Origin of the sequence: Acinetobacter towneri (assembly GCF_017498585.1) — a bacterium.
Taxonomy (GTDB): domain Bacteria; phylum Pseudomonadota; class Gammaproteobacteria; order Pseudomonadales; family Moraxellaceae; genus Acinetobacter; species Acinetobacter towneri.
This window is the reverse complement of the sequence record NZ_CP071766.1, coordinates 2,295,050-2,316,350: the sequence shown is the minus strand read 5'-3', so window position 1 is coordinate 2,316,350 and position 21,301 is coordinate 2,295,050. Positions and strand designations below refer to the sequence as shown.

17 protein-coding genes are annotated in these 21,301 nt (G+C 41.3%); 10 read left to right on the top strand and 7 right to left on the bottom strand.

Annotated elements, in window-relative coordinates; all coding sequences use genetic code 11:
• Positions 1-73: 73 nt before the first annotated feature.
• The gene (locus tag J4G44_RS11200; protein WP_004970712.1) at positions 74-868 is read right to left on the bottom strand and encodes an RnfABCDGE type electron transport complex subunit B; all 795 of its coding nucleotides are present in this window, start codon (positions 866-868) and stop codon (positions 74-76) included.
• Positions 869-1,225: 357 nt separating this feature from the next.
• Between J4G44_RS11200 and gdhA the strand changes: the two genes are divergently transcribed.
• Entirely contained in the window at positions 1,226-2,569 is a 1,344-nt protein-coding gene (gene gdhA, locus J4G44_RS11195) for an NADP-specific glutamate dehydrogenase (protein WP_004970711.1), read from the top strand.
• Positions 2,570-2,639: 70 nt separating this feature from the next.
• Here the strand turns inward: gdhA and J4G44_RS11190 are convergent, their stop codons facing one another.
• The 3 genes from J4G44_RS11190 to rlmH all read right to left on the bottom strand — a co-directional run bounded on the left by J4G44_RS11190 (position 2,640) and on the right by rlmH (position 4,971).
• Complete coding sequence (locus tag J4G44_RS11190) at positions 2,640-3,422, bottom strand: META and DUF4377 domain-containing protein (RefSeq protein ID WP_004970709.1); 783 nt, start codon at positions 3,420-3,422, stop codon at positions 2,640-2,642.
• A gap of 139 nt (positions 3,423-3,561) precedes the next feature.
• Positions 3,562-4,338 carry a dioxygenase family protein gene (locus J4G44_RS11185; RefSeq protein WP_096901485.1) on the bottom strand — a complete coding sequence of 259 codons (777 nt, stop codon included), beginning with the start codon at positions 4,336-4,338 and terminating at the stop codon, positions 3,562-3,564.
• 150 nt (positions 4,339-4,488) lie between these two features.
• On the bottom strand, positions 4,489-4,971 hold the full coding sequence (rlmH, locus tag J4G44_RS11180) for a 23S rRNA (pseudouridine(1915)-N(3))-methyltransferase RlmH (protein ID WP_026438445.1): 483 nt from the start codon (positions 4,969-4,971) through the stop codon (positions 4,489-4,491).
• Positions 4,972-5,128: 157 nt separating this feature from the next.
• Between rlmH and J4G44_RS11175 the strand changes: the two genes are divergently transcribed.
• Entirely contained in the window at positions 5,129-6,094 is a 966-nt protein-coding gene (locus J4G44_RS11175) for a M28 family peptidase (RefSeq protein ID WP_420830709.1), read from the top strand.
• Between the two features lie 354 nt (positions 6,095-6,448).
• On the opposite strand, the gene lon is transcribed toward J4G44_RS11175, so the two are convergent.
• Entirely contained in the window at positions 6,449-8,875 is a 2,427-nt protein-coding gene (gene lon / locus J4G44_RS11170) for an endopeptidase La (protein WP_131260796.1), read from the bottom strand.
• Positions 8,876-9,022: 147 nt separating this feature from the next.
• Entirely contained in the window at positions 9,023-9,619 is a 597-nt protein-coding gene (locus J4G44_RS11165) for a 5-formyltetrahydrofolate cyclo-ligase (protein ID WP_026438444.1), read from the bottom strand.
• A gap of 351 nt (positions 9,620-9,970) precedes the next feature.
• Between J4G44_RS11165 and J4G44_RS11160 the strand changes: the two genes are divergently transcribed.
• The 7 genes from J4G44_RS11160 (at position 9,971) to J4G44_RS11130 (ending at position 18,684) form a co-directional block, all read left to right on the top strand.
• Positions 9,971-11,221 (top strand): YncE family protein, encoded by a 1,251-nt coding sequence (locus J4G44_RS11160; protein WP_167846147.1) that lies wholly within the window; start codon positions 9,971-9,973, stop codon positions 11,219-11,221.
• 97 nt (positions 11,222-11,318) lie between these two features.
• The gene (locus J4G44_RS11155) at positions 11,319-11,816 is read left to right on the top strand and encodes a hypothetical protein (protein ID WP_004970693.1); all 498 of its coding nucleotides are present in this window, start codon (positions 11,319-11,321) and stop codon (positions 11,814-11,816) included.
• A 518-nt stretch (positions 11,817-12,334) separates the two neighbouring features.
• A complete protein-coding gene (lldP, locus tag J4G44_RS11150) occupies positions 12,335-14,005 on the top strand; it encodes an L-lactate permease (protein ID WP_179988566.1) in 1,671 nt (556 codons plus the stop codon).
• 24 nt (positions 14,006-14,029) lie between these two features.
• Complete coding sequence (gene lldR, locus J4G44_RS11145; RefSeq protein WP_179990357.1) at positions 14,030-14,779, top strand: transcriptional regulator LldR; 750 nt, start codon at positions 14,030-14,032, stop codon at positions 14,777-14,779.
• The gene (gene lldD, locus J4G44_RS11140; protein ID WP_178319514.1) at positions 14,776-15,930 is read left to right on the top strand and encodes an FMN-dependent L-lactate dehydrogenase LldD; all 1,155 of its coding nucleotides are present in this window, start codon (positions 14,776-14,778) and stop codon (positions 15,928-15,930) included. The genes lldR and lldD overlap by 4 nt, the downstream gene beginning before the upstream one ends.
• A 90-nt stretch (positions 15,931-16,020) precedes the next feature.
• A complete protein-coding gene (dld, locus tag J4G44_RS11135; RefSeq protein ID WP_035311162.1) occupies positions 16,021-17,736 on the top strand; it encodes a D-lactate dehydrogenase in 1,716 nt (571 codons plus the stop codon).
• 48 nt (positions 17,737-17,784) lie between these two features.
• Complete coding sequence (locus J4G44_RS11130; RefSeq protein ID WP_207973662.1) at positions 17,785-18,684, top strand: LysR family transcriptional regulator; 900 nt, start codon at positions 17,785-17,787, stop codon at positions 18,682-18,684.
• 105 nt (positions 18,685-18,789) lie between these two features.
• On the opposite strand, the gene J4G44_RS11125 is transcribed toward J4G44_RS11130, so the two are convergent.
• Entirely contained in the window at positions 18,790-19,341 is a 552-nt protein-coding gene (locus tag J4G44_RS11125) for a ricin-type beta-trefoil lectin domain protein (RefSeq protein WP_019837853.1), read from the bottom strand.
• 381 nt (positions 19,342-19,722) lie between these two features.
• Between J4G44_RS11125 and J4G44_RS11120 the strand changes: the two genes are divergently transcribed.
• Positions 19,723-21,297 (top strand): sensor domain-containing diguanylate cyclase, encoded by a 1,575-nt coding sequence (locus J4G44_RS11120; protein ID WP_180009250.1) that lies wholly within the window; start codon positions 19,723-19,725, stop codon positions 21,295-21,297.
• Positions 21,298-21,301 lie beyond the last annotated feature (4 nt).

Sequence of the window (21,301 nt, the reverse complement as noted above, 5' to 3'; positions counted from 1 at the left end):
TTGAGCGTGGTGCTTTTGGCAGCCGTTGTTTTGACCGCTTTATTGGTCAGACGTGTATTTCTTTCGGGCATGTTTATGCTCCTAATTCACGTAACTGTTGTTGTAAATTGGTTAGTAATAGCCGTTTTTTCTCATCGTCACGCACACTGAGTTGTTTTTCGAGTTTTTTAATTTGTGTGCGTAATTTTGCCAGTTCGATGGTGGTTTGTGCATCGGCAGTGGAAATCTGTTCATTTTTTTGCACAGGCAATTCAATCACAGGCACAGCAGCATCGGCTTGTGCAGAAAATTGAGCAAACAGTTCGGTATCAATTTCTGCACGTACCACAGGGCCTTTACGGTGCAGACGACGTTGTTCTTCACGTTGTATGTGGGCGTAGTAGCGTTGGCGTAAATCATTTTGTTCTGCCACTCGTGCGCTATCAGAAAGCAGGGGTTGTGTATCTTCTACCAAGTCAATGCAATCGACAGGGCAAGGTGGGATACACAATTCACAGCCAGTACATAAATCAGTCAAAATGCTGTGCATGAGTTTGCCTGAGCCTAAAATGGCATCGACAGGGCAGGCATTAATACATTTGGTACAACCAATGCACTCATCTTCACGAATTAGCGCTTTCATACGCTGTGGGCGTCCATCTGCCTGCACAGGCCAAACACTGGCTTCTGCGGTCAATACAGGGCGTTGCAGTAAGTTTGCTAGTGCATCTGCAACAGGTTGTCCACCGGGTACGCATTTATTGGCCGCTTCGCCTTCTGCAATCGCTTTGGCGTAGGGTAAACAGCCATCACGGTGACCACATAAGCCACATTGAGTTTGAGGGAGTAGCGCATCAATATTTTGAATCAGAGCAATTTGCGAATTCATGGACAAACCAATGCCACTTTAAACAGCAGCAGAAAAACGGAAGATAAGGCTAGGGGGAAATTCTAGGTCGATGATTTTAGCACGATTTTTGCTTTTAGGCTTGTGCGCAAATTAAGAACAACAATTGCTAGCTTTTTGGGCAAAAATGCTCAAAACTATGAATTAATTTGTTACATTAACTTATGGGCTTAACACGCTAAAAAATAAGTTAAATTTATGAAAATACAAATGTTTTAAAGTTTTTTGAAAAAAACTATTGTAGATTGTTAACAAAAGATATTTAATATTTTGCGCCAAAATATATCATTGATTGAAATTTTGACCAATTTTGATCCATTTTCTGCTGAGGATTAAGCGTTGAAATACAACAGCCTTAACGAATTCCTAGATTACGTTAAAACACGTGATGCACATCAACCAGAGTTTCTACAAGCTGTAGAAGAAGTAATGACCAGCCTTTGGCCGTTCATTGAAAAGAACCCTCAATATGCAGCACATGGTTTGCTTGAGCGTTTGGTTGAGCCTGAGCGTGCAATTCAGTTCCGCGTTTCTTGGGTAGATGACCAAGGTCAAACCCACGTAAACCGTGCATTCCGTGTACAGTACAACTCAGCAATTGGTCCATTTAAAGGTGGTATGCGTTTCCACCCATCAGTGAACCTTTCAATTTTAAAATTCTTAGGTTTTGAACAAACCTTTAAAAATGCTTTGACCACATTGCCAATGGGCGGTGGTAAAGGTGGTTCAGACTTTGACCCTAAAGGTAAGTCTGAAGGCGAAATTATGCGTTTCTGCCAAGCCTTAATGATCGAGTTATATCGTCATTTAGGTTCTAACACGGATATTCCTGCGGGTGATATTGGTGTAGGCGGTCGTGAAGTGGGTTACATGGCGGGTATGATGAAGAAGCTCAGCAATGACACTTCATGTGTATTCACAGGTAAAGGCTTGTCTTTCGGTGGTTCTTTGGCGCGTCCAGAAGCTACAGGTTACGGTACTGTGTATTTCGCTGAGGAAATGCTCAAGACTCGTGGCGATTGCTTTAAAGATAAAGTCGTTGCGATTTCTGGTTCAGGCAACGTTGCACAATTTGCTGCAGACAAAGCAATGTACTTGGGTGCGAAAGTAGTTTCACTTTCTGACTCGAATGGTACTGTGTACGTGAAAGAAGGTTTCACGCCAGAATTACTTGCTGAAGTGATGGAACTTAAAAACGTAAAACGTGGTCGTATTTCTGAATTTGCGTCTAAGCACGGTTTTGAATACCTTGAAGGTCAACGTCCTTGGGGTATTAAATGTGATATCGCGCTTCCATGTGCGACTCAAAACGAACTTGATGCGAATGATGCAGCAGCGCTTCTTGCAAACGGCGTAATCTGTGTTGCTGAAGGTGCGAACATGCCTTCTACACTTGAAGCGGTTGAGAAATTCGTTGAAGCGAAAATTCTTTATGCGCCAGGTAAAGCATCTAACGCCGGTGGTGTAGCAACTTCTGGTCTGGAAATGTCTCAAAACGCATTGCGTTTAGGCTGGACTTTCGAAGAAGTTGATGAGCGCTTACACGCAATCATGAAAGAAATTCACCGCAACTGCGTAAAATTCGGTACGAAAGAAGACGGTACCGTGAACTATGTAGACGGCGCAAACATCGCTGGCTTCGTAAAAGTTGCTGATGCAATGCTTTCTCAAGGCGTATTCTAAGTCTGACTGAGTTTAAGCTTGAAAAAAACCGAGGTGAATGCCTCGGTTTTTTTATATTGCGATTTTATCGTTATAGAGTGCCTTTGACTGCTTCACGCTCTACGGTCATGTCGAATACATAGGCATATTTAGACTGGTCAGCTGCCGGATTTTTAATTTCATAACGTTTTACCCGAATAATCTGACGCTCATTCGATGAATGCTGAAAACCTTCGATCTGATCGTAAAATAAAGTCCAGTCTTTATCGACCTGAGTCTTTAAGCCTTTTTCATCATATTTGATTTCTTTCACCTGTAAGCAGGTTTGCTGAGCTACACCCGTACAGGCTTTAGTCTGTGACGAAACTTCCAGGAAAATGGTTTCTGCCTGACCTTGGTATTTGGTTTCCGGTGTCATTTTTCCGGTAAAGACATATTTTTGACCATCAGCTGCAGTAATACTCAGTTTTGGCTGATTGGCATCATTTAGATCCAGACTAAACGGAATATTACGCTTTTGCAGAAGCTGGCTGATAAAACGTTCCTGTTCCATTAATGGTGCATCACATGCCATCATGGTGCCCATCATGTCACCCGTACTCAGGGTATTATCTTTAACAGTCCAGCTCGTGCCAAGGCCATTACAGCCAGAAGCTACACTTAGTCTGCCTCGTTGATCAAAGCTCAGAACAATCGGGCGTTGCAGCCCACGATCAAGTTCCCAGGTATAAGCGGGCAAAATTTGTGTAGGCGTTTTTAATGTGGTGGATAAAGTAGAAATAGCCGGATCTCCTGAAGTGGCAGGAAGATGTGAAGATTGACATGCAGTTAAAGCCAAAGGGAGCAGGGCAAGCGCAAAAATACTGAATTTCATTGGTTTATATTCTATGTGCTAAAGTTTCAACGTGATTATAATCAAGAGATTAACAAAAAATATGGATACAAATCGTAGCTTTTGCTAACAAAATGTATCCAAATTAAAAAGTCAGATTTTAAATAAGCGGAGCTATCGGTTAGTCAAAACGATAAATATCCATACCGAGTGAACCCATGCTAAAGCTGCTATGTACAATGTTAAATCGATCTCCCGTACCCATTGCAAAAAACAGCGGTGCAAAGTGTTCTAGGGTTGGGTGATTACGTGCTACATGTGGCAATTGTTGCCAATCTAGTACTGCATCATAATTGCGATGACTTAAATGCTGCACCACACGATTACGGAAACTAGATGCCCATTCAGGCACAGCCGCATTGGGTGTATTCCATGATAATTCACGTAAGTTATGGGTGATACTGCCTGAGCCAATCAGTAAAATTTGCTGTTCACGTAATGGCGCTAAACTTTGCCCAATGTGATAAATCTGTTCGGCGCTCATATTCATGGGCAAAGAAATGGTAATCACTGGAATATTGGCATCGGGATACATGTGTAGTAATGGCATCCATACGCCATGATCATGCGGGCGTGTGCTGTTGGCATGGGCAGCAAAGCCCGCATCAGCCAAACGCTGCAAAATATCTTCTGCCAGTTCAGGTAAGCCAGGTGCAGGGTAGCGCAGGGCGTACAAGGCTTCAGGAAAACCACGGAAGTCATGCCATGTTTCAGGGCGAATACCTGTGTTGACCTCCAGTGCATTACTTTCCCAATGCGCCGACATCACCACAATGGCTTGCGGTGTTGGCAAATTTTCACTTAAACGGCTAAGCGCGGGCCCGACCTGTTCAGGATTGAGTGCCAACATGGGCGAACCATGCGAGATAAATAAACCGGGTAATGTCTGTAAGTTCATGCCTAGATCCCTAAAGCCTGCTGTTCTACAGCATCGCAAAAAAGTGTGTATAGCGAAATGTACTTTTGTTCAACGCTATGTTGCAGCTTTGCAACGTCGTTTGAGTTGAAGATATTTTGATAACTCAACGTACAAATTGAATAAGTTGATTTAACCTGCACGATGATAAGGATGGTTGTGGTTGATGCTCATAGCACGGTATAGCTGCTCAATCAGCATCACGCGAACTAAAGGGTGTGGCAAAGTTAGTTTGGATAATGACCAATGCCATGCTGCTGCTTTACGTACTGCTTCAGAGTGACCATCTGGTCCACCAATCGCAAGCACGACATCATTGCCTTCTAGCATCCAGCCTTTCATGGTTTCTGCAAGTTTTTCGGTGCTGAACTCTTTGCCGCCCACTTCCAAGGCAATTAACAGCTCATTGTTTTTCATGGCATTTAAAATGCTATCACCTTCAATTTGGCGATATTTTAGAATATCGGCCTCAGAATCATTTTTGCCACGTTTCGCCATTGGCAGTTCGACAATTTGAGTCTGCACAAAAGGCTGAATCCGTTTGAAATAATCTTCAAAACCAGTCAGCACCCAAGCAGGCATTTTTTGTCCAATGGTCAGAATGCGAATTTTCATAGGCGAGTTCATGTAGCGATCAATCAGAATCTCGCATTATAACCATGATTCAACACAAGCGCTGTGTAACGACACAATTTGCAATTGAATTTGCCAACAGGCTGTTGCTTTAATACTCAGCAATCTTATTGGTCTTTTTTGTCTTGGAATTATCAGCATGCGCGCGTTTCAAAGTCAGCAGTTATATTCATGGATATTGGGCGCGGGTATGGGATTGATGACCACTGCTACATTTGCTGTGCCTGAGGCTCAATGGGCAGAACCAAACAATTTGCAAGTCTATATGCAGCAAGTGATTGGGCAGCAGGGTTTGGGTAATTCCGAACAGTATCGTCATTATAAAAATGTGATTGAACTGAATCGGGTTTCGGCATGGATTCGGGAACAAATGCGAGTATTTGGAATTCCGTGTCAATTTCAAAATTATGTGGTCAATCAGCAAAGCTACCGCAATGTGGTGTGCAAATTGAATATCGGTGCTGCGCAAAAAACGATTTTTGGTGCGCATTACGATGTTTATGGGCAGCAGCAGGGGGCAAATGACAACGCTTCTGGCGTGGCAGGTGTAATCGAAACAGCACGAATTTTGGCGCAGGAAAAGAATAAACTTAGTCAAAATGTAGAATTTGTATTTTATACCTTGGCAGAACCACCATTTTTTAAAACTGAGTCGATGGGCAGTTTTGTACATGCCAAATCTGTGCAGGCTGAAAAGGAAAAAATCCGTGCGGTGTATGTGCTGGATATGATTGGTTATTACGATAAAAATTTGGTGCAAAATTACCCAATCGGTTTAAAGTGGATTTACCCAAGTCATGGCAATTTTATTGTGGCATTGAGTAATATGCAGTCACGTGAAATGAGTGCAAGCTATTGCAATACGATGCAGCGTTTGAACCAGTTGCAATGTGAGCGCGTGGTGGCACCGACTTTCATCAAGGGTATAGATTTTTCAGATCATTTAAATTATTGGAAATATGATATTCCAGCTATTTTAATTACCGATACGGGCAGTTATCGCAGCTCACTTCGCCACACCACAGGTGATACTTTAAAAACAGTAAATTTTGAAAAAATGGCACATGTCGTGAATGGCTTGGTTGCACAGATTTTATCACCTTGATGATTGATCGCAGCGCATAAAAAACGCAGCCCTGAATTGAAATAGGACTGCGGTTAAAAGGTCATCCACCTGGAGATATGGATGACCAGACCATAAAGCACGCTTCAATCAAAAGCGTCTGATCAATTTATCGGTCTAAATAGACCAAACAAGAAACATACAGCGCGATGTATCTTAAATTTATATATGTGGATGGTTTGCCTATTTTTCAAGGAAATTGAATTAAAAACAGACTATCCATTTTAAAAATAATTAAAAAATTATTCAATTATTTTAAATCCAGAATATAAATACAACAAAAGAGCACCGAAGTGCTCTTTTGAGATGTTCTATGCTTAAAGCAGAGTAACTTGCTTAATGACGTGCGGCTTTGCCTGCTGCTACTGGCTTCACAATCGGTGCCTTGGTTAAAGGCTTAGGCATACTGGTCAGTGCCAAAGGCAAGATTTCATCAATGCTTTTCACAGCCTTGATTTCCAAACCTTCTTTGACATTGTCTGGAATTTCAGACAAGTCACGCACGTTTTCCTGTGGGATAAATACCAGTTTGATACCACCACGATGTGCCGCAAGAAGTTTCTCTTTCAAGCCACCAATGCGCATTGCACGACCACGTAAGCTGGTTTCGCCTGTCATGGCAATATCAGGACGAATTGGAATATCTGTAAATGCAGATACCAATGCCGTAGTCAATGCCAAACCTGCAGATGGACCATCTTTAGGTGTTGCACCTTCTGGCAAGTGTACGTGTACATCGGTTTCGGCAAATACATTGGCTTCAATGCCTAAACTGTCGGCACGGGTACGCACAACGGTCATCGCGGCTTTGATTGACTCTTGCATCACATCACCCAATGAACCTGTGGTGATGAAATTACCTTTGCCTTTCATGGTTGCCACTTCAATGGTGAGTAATTCACCACCCACTGAAGTCCAAGCCAAGCCATTTACACGACCCACTTCGGCTTCTTCTTCTGCCATACCATAGTCAAATTTGTGTGGACCAAGGTAGTCAGGCAAGTTTTGTGAAGTCACATCTACCTGTAGGTTTTTGGCTTTTTTGCTGACTGCTTCTTTCACCACCTTACGGGCAATTTTTGACACTTCACGTTCCAGACTACGCACACCTGCTTCACGTGTATAGCGCTGCACAATGTCACGAATCGCTTCTTCATGAACCGTCAATTCTTTAGCACGCAAGCCATTATTTTTGATGGCTTTAGGGACAAGATAGCGTTCTGCAATATTCACTTTTTCATCTTCGGTATAACCCGGTAGACGAATTACTTCCATACGATCTAACAGAGCTTCTGGAATATTCATGCTGTTGGCAGTACAAATGAACATCACTTCAGACAAGTCTAAGTCTAGATCTAAATAGTGATCATTAAACTTGTTGTTTTGTGATGGATCAAGTACTTCTAACAAAGCAGATGCAGGGTCGCCACGGTAATCCTGTGCCATTTTGTCAATTTCATCGAGCAAGAACAGTGGGTTCTTCACACCAACTTTAGTCAATGACTGCACAATTTTACCCGGCATCGCACCAATATAGGTACGGCGGTGACCGCGAATTTCCGCTTCATCACGTACGCCGCCTAGCGCCATGCGCACGAACTCACGTCCAGTGGCTTTTGCAACCGATTCACCCAGTGAGGTTTTACCTACACCCGGAGGACCGACTAAGCACAGAATTGGACCTTTGAGTTTTTTCACGCGCGACTGTACAGCAAGGTATTCCACAATACGGTCTTTGACTTCATCTAAACCGTAATGGTCGGCATCTAAAATTTCTTGTGCTTTCGCCAAGTTAATGCTGACTTTGCTGGCTTTGTTCCATGGCGTATCTAAAATTACTTCCAGATAGTTACGTACCACAGCCGCTTCGCTAGATGCAGGTTGCATGGCTTTTAGCTTACGGAACTCAGCTTCTGCTTTTTTGCGGACATGTTCTGGCAAGTCTGCTTCGGCCAGACGTTTTTCAATTTCAGCGACATCATCTTCCGCACCGCCGTTCATATCGGACAGTTCGCGTTGAATGACTTTCATCTTCTCATTCAAGAAGTATTCACGCTGATTTTTTTCCATCTGGCGTTTAACAGAGTCATGCAAGGTTTGCTCAATCTGCTGTTCTTCAGACTGTTGCAATAAATAAGTCATTAACTCGGTCAAGTGAGCTTCAAACTCATCGTGCTCAAGGAATTTTTGTTTGACATCAATATTCAATGGCACACGGGTTGCAACAAAGAACAACAACTGCAATAAATCTTCAATTTTATTGGCAGCAGCAATCAGTTCACGTGCATTGCGTAATTTTGCTTCTGCATATTGCGCAAATAAGGCACGTAATTCTTGCAAACGTGTTGCTTGGGTATTTTCATCCATCGCAACAGTCATTGGGCTCAAGCTGTGTTCTGCAGTCAAATACGCGTCTTCATCAATAATTTTTTCGAGTTTGGCGCGGTATAAGCCTTCAATCAGAACTTTGATACAGTTTTCATCATTTTCGTGATTCACAACTTGCACAATCTTCGCGACAGTACCGTATTGATATAAATTGTCGTGATCAATTTCTTCTGTAAGCGAATCTTTTTGCGCAACTACAAATACTAGATTGTCACTGTTACGAGCCACATCAACTGCATTGATCGATTTTTCACGACCTACAAATAGCGCGATTTGCATGTGTGGATAAACCACCACATCACGTAGCGCTAAAAGCGGTAATACACTTGGAACCTGAGGCTCTAAGGTTTCTTGATTCATAATAATTTCAGACATGGGCACTCCTAATGAGTGACAACGGTGTTGCCATGTTTTTAATAGTGATGGGTATTTTTTAAAATACAAGGGTAGGTCAACACAAATTGTTTAAAAAGTAGCTAAATATGTGATTTTAAATTGATCTATTCAGTCAAAATGATCAATTTAGCGTTTCAAGGTGCGTTTAAACTGTAAAAAATGTTGTGGAGTTAGTAAGGCATCTACAGGTTGATCCCAATTTTCACGTGGCAAGCGTGTATGAATTAGCTGAAAATCATGTGCAATCCCTAAGCGATAAGGATGCTGCGGGGCAGAGGCTAAAGTGCGGTCATAATAACCACCGCCCATTCCAATGCGGGTGCCATGCGTATCGCAAGCCAATAAGGGCATCAAGACTAAATCTAAATGGGAGATGTGTTTTCCGCGACTTGTTCTTGGTTCTTGCATCCCCAAACGATGATGGGCAAAGCGACGCTGACGATATTGTTGTGGGGTGATTTGTACCCACACCAAGTGTTGATTCATATTGCAAATCATGGGCAAATACACTTGTTTGCTATGCGCGAAGCAATATTCAATGATGCGGTGTGTATGAATTTCACCAAAAGCATGTAAATACATACCCACTTTTTTTGCGTACTGAAATTTTGGCAGTCGTATTAGCCGCTGCAAAACAGCTTGCTGTGCGTGTTGCTGTTGGGTGCGCGTGACCGCTCTGCGCTGTTGTCGAAGCTGTTTACGCAAGGTTTTAAGTTCCAACAACTGCATCTCGGCACATCCTTATATTCTTGAGTTTAAATGCTTGAATGGGTATGGGATTACTGTCATTTCATCGACAAAAACAAGCTTTTATCATACTTGGCATTTTAACAGGATGTGATGCTGTATTTCTGTTTATCTGAAAATTGACCTGCTATCGGATAGTCTAGCTCGAACCCTAGACGCAAAATTACAAAAACTCTTATGCTATTGCCCAATCAATGCCACGCCAACAATCTTCAAGATCGCTTCAAGATGGATTAGGCAGGCTTCAGTTAAAAACAACAAATATGTAAAAACACAAGCCAAAACAAAAACAACACTTTCATTTTGCTGTTCAGGGAGAACAAGAACATGAATTATTCCAACAAGGTGTTTAAACATCTACTTCAAGGCGTGCTGGCTTTAGGAAGTTGTGTCAGCGCACAAAGTTATGCAGATTCGACCTATTTACCGCAGCCACCGAATACCCAACAAGTCTTTTTTGTCGGCAATAACTGGGATGGCACAGTGACGGTGATTCACCCTTCACAAGACTTTAGCAAAGTGGGTGTGGTCAATATGATTCCTGACCGCAAAGAGCGTTTATTAGAAATTCATTTAAATCCAGTGAAATTGATTGCCTACACTTACATTCAACAAACTGCAGGTGAGGGCAATGACCAGTTGGTGGATGATATGTATTCCACGCCAGATGGACAGTCGATTGTGGCTTCACGTCCAAGTTTTGCCGATGTGGTATCCATCAACATTAAAACGGGCAAAATTAATTGGCGTACGCCAGTCGAAGGTTTCCGCGCAGACCACATGGCGGTTTCACCAGATGGACAACGTGTTGCTGTGTCGGCATCGTCAGGTAATGTGGTGCATGTTTTAGATATTCATACAGGTAAAGAATTGGGGCGTTTTGCAACAGGGGATAAGCCGCACGAAAATATTTACTTTGCAGGTGGAACGAAAATCTTAAACTCTGCGATTGGTAACGTAGAAACTTCGATGGATGCACAGTGGCAAGATTTTACCAAAGGTAAGCGCTTTATTACCATTGCCGATGCCAACAATTATAAAGTTCTGAAAAAAATTGATTTCCGACCTGCGTTAGATGCCTTTGGACGTAAAGATTTATCCAACTCAGTGCGTCCTATGGTGCTAAGTAAAGATGAAAGCAAACTTTATGCGCAGGTTTCATTTTTTAATGGTTTGGTGGAATACGACTTAAAAACCGATAAAGTCACGCGTATTGGACAATTACCGGGCAGCAGTACAATTCCAAAAGACCGCAGCAAATGGGTAAATGATTCACGTCATCATGGTTTATCCATCAGCGCAGATGGCGAAAAACTCTGTGTGGCAGGCACGATGGATGATTACGCGACCATTGTAGACCGTCAGAGTTTAAAAGCAGGCAAACTGATTCCTGCAGGTAAACCATATTGGGCAACCCGTAGCCCAGATGGAAAAAGCTGTGTGATTTCAGAAAGTGAAACCGATGTGGTAACGGTGATTGACTTTGCTACGGGAGAAAAAGTCCGCAGTGTGCCAGTGGGGAATCACCCACAGCGAGTGCGTTTGGGTTATGCACCAAGCGATTGGTCGACGCCGTAATTTTTAGGCCGATCATAACAGGCAAAGCATGCTAAGGCGCTCAAGACGATATTTGAATTGAGCGCATTTTAGGATGGTTTGCTTATGGAGCATGCACATGAATGGGACTCGATGGCTCGGTATTGGCTTTTTTGTTTTGGCGGTCGCGGTGTTGTTTACCGTGGTGTATGTATTTCAACCACCGAATAAGACTGTTTCGGAAACAGTGTGGGTGAAACCGAACACGGCTTCCACAGAGATAGAAACAACGCAAAGTCTATATTCAGATGAATCTGAAAATGTACTGGAAACAAACGCTATGCTAGAGCGTGCTGCGGTATCTGCAGTTGAAATGCAGCAATTAATCCAGCAACGTGATCAGTTGTATTTAGGCTTTAAGCAAATTAGTACAGGTTTAAGCCAAGGGCAAAAGCCTGATTTAAACCGTGTACAAAGTATGTTGCTACAGCAGGAACAATTGGTACAAGCAGGCGTATTAAGAGCAGAAGATGCAATGAACTATAGCCAGTTTTTAAAGCAAATTTTACCTGAAATTGCAGGGCAAATTGATTTGCATATTTCGCGTTTAAAGCGCCTGAACGTGGTGACAGGTTAAGCCACAGTAAGGTGTGAGTTGCTGTTATAAATACACGATGACGCCATTGTTGCAGTCAATAATGGCGTTATTTTTTTGTCTAAAAAATTCTTTTAATCCACATGTTTTTAAGCCGAATAGCGGCCACTTGAGCTGAATTTATCCATGATTCCTTTGATCAAGCGTTCAATTCATCTTAGAAGAAAGCACACGTATTTTACTGTATTAGACGAAAGTTGGATAAGGCTGTGCCGAATAAATTTGGTTTTTCCTTCCTCTTAAAAACTACAGAAAAAACAAAGTTTAAATTTTTCTTCACCGTATTTTTTATGCTGCGAACAAAGATCATCTTTATTTAAATTGGTATGACCATATGAATAAACAATCCAACCAATATTGACATTTATTTGTATAAAACTATTATTTGTTGCAAATGTTAAGAGTATTTTGATTTTTATCTTAATATTGGTCAGACCAAAATTAGAATTTTATCTATATGCTTAGACCTATGTTTACGTTTGAGTGAGCATTTCAAGGAGATGACAATGCTTCAACATTGGCAACAGATCTACGATCCAATGGCAAATATTTGGATTTCGAGTCTTATTGCATTAATCCCGATTATCTTTTTCTTTCTGGCATTGGCTGTATTTCGCTTAAAAGGAAGTGTTGCGGGAACAATTACGGTTATTTTGGCGTTATTAGTGTCGTTATTTGCCTATGGCATGCCTGCACCAATGGCTTTTGCTTCATTGATCTATGGCTTTTTCTACGGTTTATGGCCAATCGCATGGATTATTATTGGCGCATTATTTTTATATAAAATCTCTGTAAAAACAGGGCAGTTTAACATTATTCGCTCATCTATTCTGTCAATTACAGAAGATCAGCGTCTCCAGATGCTACTAGTGGGCTTCGCGTTTGGCACATTTTTAGAAGGTGCAGCGGGCTTTGGGGCGCCAGTGGCAATTACTGCTGCTTTGTTGGTGGGTTTGGGTTTTAAACCTTTATACGCTGCGGGTTTATGTTTGATTGTGAACACCGCACCTGTTGCGTTTGGCGCAATGGGGATTCCAATTATTGTGGCGGGTCAGGTTTCGGGTGTAGAAACCATGGAAATTAGCCAGATGGTTGGGCGTCAGTTGCCATTTATGGTGCCTATTGTGCTGTTCTGGATTATGGCAATTATGGATGGCTGGCGCGGTGTGAAAGAAACTTGGCCTGCAGTGTTGGTGGGTGGTGGTGCTTTTGCGATTGCACAATACTTGACCTCTAACTTTGTTGGACCTGAGTTACCTGACATTACAGCCGCAATTGCCTCTTTGATTAGTTTAACGGTCTTATTTAAATTCTGGCAGCCAAAACACATTTTCCGTTTTAGCGATGCAGACACCAAAGTGGATGCCAACTTAGTTGCAGAACAACAGCAAAAATACAGCATCGGGCAGATTGTTAAAGCATGGTCACCTTTTGCAGTGTTAACGGTGATGGTCACTATTTGGAGCATCAAGCCGTTTAAAGATTTATTTGCCAAAGATGGCGCAATGCACGACTGGGTAATTTCCATCAAAGTGCCATTTTTACACCAACTGGTGCAAAAGATGCCGCCTGTGGTCGCTGATGTTAAAGACTATGATGCGATCTTTAAGTTCGATTGGCTTAGCGCAACTGGGACTGCGATTATGATTGCGGCCATCATCACCATCATTTATTTAAAAATGAAACCGCGTGAAGCTGTTAAAACTTTTGCTGAAACCATCAACGAGCTAAAAACACCAATTTATTCTATTGGGATGGTGTTGGCGTTTGCATTTATTGCCAATTATTCAGGTATGTCTGCGACTTTGGCACTGGCTTTGTCACACACAGGCAATGCTTTCACATTCTTCTCGCCATTTTTAGGCTGGATTGGGGTGTTCTTGACAGGTTCAGATACTTCAGCCAACGCCTTGTTTGCTGCCTTGCAAGCCACAACCGCACAGCAAATTGGTGTACCAGAAGTTCTGTTGGTTGCTGCCAATACCAGTGGTGGGGTAACAGGCAAAATGATTTCACCGCAATCTATTGCAATTGCCTGTGCGGCTGTTGGTTTAGTCGGTAAAGAATCGGATTTATTCCGCTTTACCGTGAAACACAGTATCACGTTCACCGTAATGATCGGTATTATTATCACTCTACAAGCTTATGTGTTCCCATGGATGATTCCATAACCACATGCACAAGAGGATAGCCGCATGAAAGTTTCCGACAAAGTTGTTCAAGACCTGCGCACACTGGTTGAAAAAAATCAGATGCAAGTCGGAGACCGATTGCCTGCCGAAAGAAAGTTATGTGAACAACTCGGGGTTTCCCGTTCCTCTTTGCGTGAGGCTATTCAGCAATTGACCAGTCAGGGCATGCTGGTCAGCAAAGTTGGAGCGGGTACTTTTTTGCAACAACTGCCTACCAATTGGTCGCAATATCAAATTGTGCAGCCTTTAAGTAACCTGATTGATGAAGATCCTGCTTATCGTTTTGATGTGCAGGAAGCACGAATGGTGCTTGAAGGTGGTACGGCATGGTATGCCGCACAGCGGGCAACTGCTGAGGATTTGAAAAACATCCGTGCCTGTTATGAGCAAATCGCCCATTTTCAAATTTTAGGTGATGACGGTCAGGCAGCAATTGCCGATGCCAAGTTTCATTTGGCAATTGCCGAAGCATCGCACAATTTGGTGCTCATTCAAATGATGCGCGGCTTATTTGATTTGTTGCAATACAACGTAGTTTTGGGCAGACGCAAAGTCTATACCGAAGCCCACCGTTTCGATCAGTTGCACGATCAACACTTTCAAGTGATGGATGCAATTGAACGCCAGGATCCAGAAGCTGCCCGTTCGGCAGTGTGTGGACATATTGAATTTGTAGTTCAACAAGTACGCATGATAGACGAGGAAGATGCGCGTCGTCAGCGTGCGAGTCGATTAAACAGGATAGCGCCATGATTATTTCTTCTGCGAATGATTACCGCGAAGCAGCCAAACGCCGTTTACCGCCATTTTTATTTCACTATATTGATGGAGGTGCGTACGCGGAACAAACGCTGAAAAGAAATGTGGAAGACCTTTCACAGATTGCCTTGCGCCAACGTGTTTTGAATGACATGTCGGCTTTGAGTTTAGAAACCACCTTATTTAATGAAACCTTGTCAATGCCTGTGGCTTTGGCACCTGTGGGTTTAACGGGCATGTATGCGCGCCGTGGTGAAGTGCAGGCTGCAGTTGCAGCTGACAAAAAAGGTATTCCGTTTACTTTATCTACCGTGTCGGTGTGCCCAATTGAAGAAGTGGTGCCTGCCATTTCACGCCCAATGTGGTTTCAATTATATGTATTACGTGACCGTGGTTTTATGCGCAATGCCTTGGAACGTGCCAAAGCAGCAGGCTGTTCAACCTTAGTCTTTACGGTAGATATGCCTGTGCCTGGCGCACGTTATCGTGATGCACATTCGGGCATGAGTGGTCCAAATGCTGCTATGCGCCGCTATATGCAGGCAGTGATGCATCCAAACTGGGCATGGGATGTTGGCTTACTAGGTCGTCCGCATGACTTGGGCAATATCTCTAAATACTTAGGCAAACCAACAGGACTTGAAGATTATATTGGCTGGTTAGGCAATAACTTTGACCCATCTATTTCATGGAAAGACTTGGAGTGGATTCGTGAATTCTGGGATGGCCCAATGGTCATTAAAGGCATTTTAGACCCAGAAGATGCTAAAGATGCTGTGCGTTTTGGCGCTGATGGAATTGTGGTGTCCAATCACGGTGGTCGTCAGTTAGATGGTGTACTTTCAACTGCACGTGCTTTACCGCCAATTGCCGATGCAGTGAAAGGGGAACTAAAAATTCTAGTGGATTCAGGTATTCGTAATGGCCTAGACGTGGTGCGCATGTTGGCGATGGGTGCGGATACTTGTATGCTCGGACGTGCCTTTATTTATGCACTAGGCGCTGCAGGTGGGGCGGGTGTGAGTAATTTACTCGAATTGATTGATAAAGAAATGCGAGTCGCAATGACCTTAACGGGTGCTAAAAACATTCAAGCGATTAACTCAGATTGCTTGGTACAACTTGAGCGTGAACTGAAAGGCTAAATTGCCAACAGGAGCGATCAATCCATCAACCGATGCATTTGGCTGAATCGCTTAATTGTATTTTTCACCTTGTTTCAGGACTTGTACACTATGCCACAGACAATTTCTTCTGCAACACAATTTGATGCTGCAGCAACCCTCAAAAACTTGGTCGATATTGTGGGAAAAGCGCATGTATTGACCCATGAATCAGATACTCGTTTATATCGTCAAGGGCGACGTTTTGGCGAAGGACAGGTTTTTGCGGTGGTCACGCCAGGTTCTTTATTGCAGCAGTGGCAAGTGTTACAAGTGGCTGTGGCAGCAGATTGCATTATTATTATGCAAGCCGCCAATACTGGACTCACGGGTGGTTCTACCCCTTTTGGTGATGACTATGATCGTCCTGTAATTTTGATCAACACCCAACGTTTAAAAGGTATTCAGCTCATCAACGATGCCAAGCAAGTGATTTGCTTGCCTGGTGCAACATTGGATGCTTTGGAACAGCAATTGGCGCCGCATCAGCGTGAGCCACACTCAGTCATTGGTTCATCTTGTATTGGCGCTTCAGTGTTGGGCGGGGTATGTAATAATTCAGGTGGTGCATTGGTCAGACGTGGTCCTGCCTATACTGAGTTGGCCTTATATGCACAAGTCGATGCACTGGGCGAGTTGCAACTCATCAATCATTTGGGGGTGAATTTAGGGAACTCGCCAGAAGAAATTTTAACCAAACTTGAGCAACAACAATATCGCCCTGAAGATATTGAATATTCGGAACATTGTTGTGCTTCAGATCAGCGTTACGTGCATGATGTTGCCCAAGTCGATGCCGATACGCCTGCACGGTTTAATGCCGACCCGAGCCGTTTGTTTGAAGCTTCGGGTTCGGCAGGTAAAGTCTGTGTGTTTGCAGTGCGTTTGGATACATTTGAGAAAATTCCGAGTCAGGTGTTTTATATCGGCAGCAATCAGCAGGATGATTTAACCGCGATTCGCCGTTTTTTATTACGTGATTTGCCGCGTGTACCGATTGCTGGCGAGTATATTCATCGAGATGCCTATGACATTGGTGCAGAATATGGCAAAGACAGCTTCTTGTTTATCGAGAAGTTTGGCACCAGTAAAGTACCTGCAGCTTTTGCCATGAAAGATAAAGTTGATGGTTTTCTAACCCGTTGGGGCATGCGTGGATTGTCGGATAAAGTTTTGCAAATGTTCACGAAACTACTGCCAAATCATTTACCAGAACGCATGAACCAATTTCGTGATTTGTATGAACATCATTTAATTTTGCGCATTGAGCAGCAAGATGTTGCGGCAGTACAGCAGTTTTTAATGGATTATTTTATCACGCGCAATTCCGGCAGTTTTTTTCTATGTAATGAAGATGAAGGCCGCAAGGCTTTTCTGCATCGCTTTGCAGTGGCAGGTGCTGCAATTCGTTATCGTGATACACATCGAAATGAAGTGGAAGACATTGTTGCTTTAGATATTGCGTTAAGACGTAATGATCAGCAATGGGTTGAAACCTTGCCCGAAGAGTTGGAGCAGGCGATTATACATAAGTTGTATTATGGTCATTTTTTATGTCATGTCTTTCATCAGGACTATATTATTAAAAAAGGCGTAGACCCGTTGGCGATGGAACATCAAATGTGGTCATTGCTTGATGCACGTGGGGCAGAGTATCCTGCAGAGCATAATGTTGGGCATTTATATGTGGCGAAGCCTGCCTTAAAGCAGCATTATCAAAAATTGGATCCGACCAATTGTTTTAATGTGGGCATTGGGCATAGCTCTAAATTAAAAGCTTGGCGTTAAATAAGGATGAAAACTGAGCAGTGAAACTGATTCTAAGGAAAGATGGATATGTTTAAGTTAGATAGCAAACTGCTACAGATTTTTTACTATGTATATAAATTAAAAAATGTGTCTGCAGCAGCAGATGCATTGGGCATGAGTCAGCCTGCGGTTAGTAACTGTTTAAATAAAATTCGTCAGCATTTTAATGACCCATTATTTTTAAGGGTTGGCAATGAAATGTTGCCTACAGAGTTGGCGAAACAGATTTTTTCACCGATTAGTGAAATTATTAATAAAATTGAAACGGTCAATAATTTTAAAGTCAATTTTGATCCGACACATTCCGATCAATTATTTACCTTGGCAATGACCGATGTTTCGCATTTGGTTTTATTGCCAAAACTGACCAAGTTTTTAAAAAAATATGCACCTTCAGTGCGGATTAAAATTCGTCCTATTACCCGTGAAACCAGTTATCAAATGGCAAATGGTGAAATTGATTTTGCGATTGGTTTTTTACCTGAGTTAGAGCAGGGTTTTTATCAGCAGCAATTATTTTTACAATATTATGTGGTGATTAGTCGTAAAGATCATCCACGTATTTGTGAAAAAAGTTTAGATGTTGAAGCTTATATTCGTGAATCGCATGTCGATGTAGATACCAGTATAGGTCACTACCATATTGAAAATGAATTAAGCAATCGTGGTTTAAGACGTAATATTCTAATGAGTATCCCAAGTTATTTAGGGGTCGGTTTAATTGTGCAAGAAACCGATATGATTGCGACAGTGCCTTATTATTTAAGTGAGGTGTTATTGGCACGCGGGAATTTACAAGTAGTGAGTGCGCCTTTGAATTTTCCAACCTATCCTGTACGACAATATTGGCATACGTCTTGTCATCACCAAACCAGTCATCAGTGGTTAAGAAAAGTGATTTTTGATTTGTTTAGTCAGCATCCTTAATTAATCGTATTTAAAGTAAAATTTTTATAATTTTTTAAATTATCATTCGCTAATTCCCTCATCTTCAAAAGAGCAGGCTAGGCTGAGGGAATTAGTGATTCTTTTTTATAAGGCAATAAAACTAAATTTCTGCCCACGATTTTGATTGCAGCTATACATTTTCATTTTTCCATTATAAATATCTAAACATTTGCCTGTATCTGCACTACGAATACGCTGACCATCGAGATACCATTTTTGGTTACTTTGTCCATTACAGGTATAAGCAATTACTTCAGCACCATCATGTTTCTGTTTTCCTGCTACATCTAGACATTTACCTTGCACGGTAATGCTTTGATCAGGATGGAAAATAAAATGCTGATTGGTACCATCATGACAATGTGAAGTCTGAATGGAACGTTGATTACTGCGACTAAAATCTACGCAGCGACCATCATAGGTTTTAATTTTGACTTTTTGTTGCCATGTTTGTGCAGGATAAGGCATAGGTGTTGGCATATAAATGGTTTGTTGTGCAGGACGTTCTACAGGTGTACTTGCTGGAATTTGAGGTTGAATGACGATATTGGGAATCTGCCCCGATGCTGTTCCGTCAACTACAATACATGCTGTTAAAAGTGAGCAACTGCTTATAGTGAAAAGTGTCTTAAACATAAGAGAAAACAATTTATTTATTAGGTGGATAGGATAAATTTAAAGCATGGAATAAATATTTATTTTTTGTAATTTTATGAGTAATTGACCCTAAAAATTTATCGAATAGACAAGGTTTTCAGCAAAAAATAAGAACGAAAAAATTCAAGTTGTCTTTATTTGTTATTAGTCGGTGCATTCTTAGGAAGTGTGTGGTAGAAATTGTATTTAGAGGATATATTTCTGATTTAGTTTGTGGTCAGCAACAAGCGAATTATCCAATTTGTTGAATTGAACATCAAAAATTCAACTATATTGCTTTAAAATTATGTGATTGAGTTGTAAAATTATGTGTTAAAGTTGGCAATTGTCACAGTTTTTGAATTTTTGGGGTAGGAACTGTTGAAACATTTTTTACTACGACTTGGATTGGATCTGCGTAAACTTATTTTAATTTCCACAATTTTAAGTGTATCAGGCTTATTTGTCGTAAGTATTTTTATTTTAAATTATGTAATTAAACAACAATTAATTCAAAATTCACTTTCGATCAATGAAAAATATGCAGAAAAAATTGCCACCAGTGCCAATCAACATTTTTCAGATATGCTGCAAGAGTTGGATTATAGTGCACGTTTATTAGAAAAAAAATTTTATAATACACAAGTTAGAAAAGAAGAAGTAAAACGCTTAAAAAATCAATCGAATAATTTTAATAGTGTTTTATTGGTAGAGCAGAATAAACATATTTTAGCTTATGCACCTAATACATTAAAACTTAATTTTAATCAGGCTTATAGTACCATTGGTATTGATGGATCTATTGAAAAAAAGAAAACTTATATTTCATCTCCCTATTGGTCTATAAGTAATAATTTAATCGTCATGATGTCACAACCTATTTATAATAAAACACATCAATATTTAGGCTTAATCAGTGGTACGATTTATTTACAGGAGCAGAACTTGATTAATACCATGCTCAATACTCAGTATGATTATAAAAAAAGTTATATGTATGTGATTGATCAACATAATCGTATTATTTTTCATCCAGATAAAAAGCGAATTGGTGAAAAAATTATCAATAATACAGGTTTGGATTATATTAATAAGAATACAAAGGGATCAATTCGTTTAAAGAATAGTTTAGGTATAGATAATTTGGCGGGTTTTGCACATATTCCAAGTGTAAATTGGATTGTAGTTTCTCAGCAGCCCACAGATGATTTACTTGCACAAGCTAATACGCTGATTTTTAAAGTATCGATTGGAATCTTCATTTTTTACTTTTTTATTTTTTTATTGATTTGGTATATCTCAAGCTTTATTTCTTCACCTTTGAACCGCTTGGCACGTATGGCAAGTATGCTCAATCATGCGGACATTGAAAATAAAATTAAAGAAGTTGATCCGTGGTATTTCGAGGTTTTAAAGTTTAGAACCTCATTATTAATGAGTTCGGAAACCTTTAGTGATCGGATTGCGGAGTTAAAACATCGTGTCAATACGGACCCATTAACAGGTTTATATAACCGTCGTGGTATGCAATTATTTTTAAATGAACTGCTAGAGACTCGTACCGAATTTGCAGTATTAGCCATTGATATAGATTTTTTTAAGCAAATTAATGATCAGTATGGGCATGATCAAGGTGATGTGGTACTTAAAACGCTCGCGCAAATAATGCTAACTAATTTTAGGGAACAGGATGTTTGCTGTCGTAGTGGCGGTGAAGAATTTCTAGTTTTAATGACGACTGCAGATGCAAATGTGGTGTATAAAGCTGCAGAGCGGCTTAGAAAAACCATGCAGGAAACTACGATTAATCAGATGGGTCAAATCACCATCTCTGTTGGCATCGCTTTTTGGCCTCGAGATGCAGAAGATGTTTCTGATGTACTGAAACTTGCAGATAATAAATTGTATGAAGCTAAACATGATGGGCGTAATTGCACAAAGTCTACGGCCGTATGAGGAT

Coding starts and splice junctions, on each gene's coding strand:
- lon (WP_131260796.1), bottom strand. CDS start 8,875: ATGTCTGAAATTATTATGAATCAAGAAACCTTAGAGCCTCAGGTTCCA.
- J4G44_RS11185 (WP_096901485.1), bottom strand. CDS start 4,338: ATGAACTTACAGACATTACCCGGTTTATTTATCTCGCATGGTTCGCCC.
- lldR (WP_179990357.1), top strand. CDS start 14,030: ATGAAAGTTTCCGACAAAGTTGTTCAAGACCTGCGCACACTGGTTGAA.
- J4G44_RS11175 (WP_420830709.1), top strand. CDS start 5,129: ATGCGCGCGTTTCAAAGTCAGCAGTTATATTCATGGATATTGGGCGCG.
- rlmH (WP_026438445.1), bottom strand. CDS start 4,971: ATGAAAATTCGCATTCTGACCATTGGACAAAAAATGCCTGCTTGGGTG.
- J4G44_RS11160 (WP_167846147.1), top strand. CDS start 9,971: ATGAATTATTCCAACAAGGTGTTTAAACATCTACTTCAAGGCGTGCTG.
- J4G44_RS11155 (WP_004970693.1), top strand. CDS start 11,319: ATGAATGGGACTCGATGGCTCGGTATTGGCTTTTTTGTTTTGGCGGTC.
- J4G44_RS11125 (WP_019837853.1), bottom strand. CDS start 19,341: ATGTTTAAGACACTTTTCACTATAAGCAGTTGCTCACTTTTAACAGCA.
- J4G44_RS11130 (WP_207973662.1), top strand. CDS start 17,785: ATGTTTAAGTTAGATAGCAAACTGCTACAGATTTTTTACTATGTATAT.
- lldD (WP_178319514.1), top strand. CDS start 14,776: ATGATTATTTCTTCTGCGAATGATTACCGCGAAGCAGCCAAACGCCGT.
- J4G44_RS11200 (WP_004970712.1), bottom strand. CDS start 868: ATGAATTCGCAAATTGCTCTGATTCAAAATATTGATGCGCTACTCCCT.
- J4G44_RS11190 (WP_004970709.1), bottom strand. CDS start 3,422: ATGAAATTCAGTATTTTTGCGCTTGCCCTGCTCCCTTTGGCTTTAACT.
- lldP (WP_179988566.1), top strand. CDS start 12,335: ATGACAATGCTTCAACATTGGCAACAGATCTACGATCCAATGGCAAAT.
- dld (WP_035311162.1), top strand. CDS start 16,021: ATGCCACAGACAATTTCTTCTGCAACACAATTTGATGCTGCAGCAACC.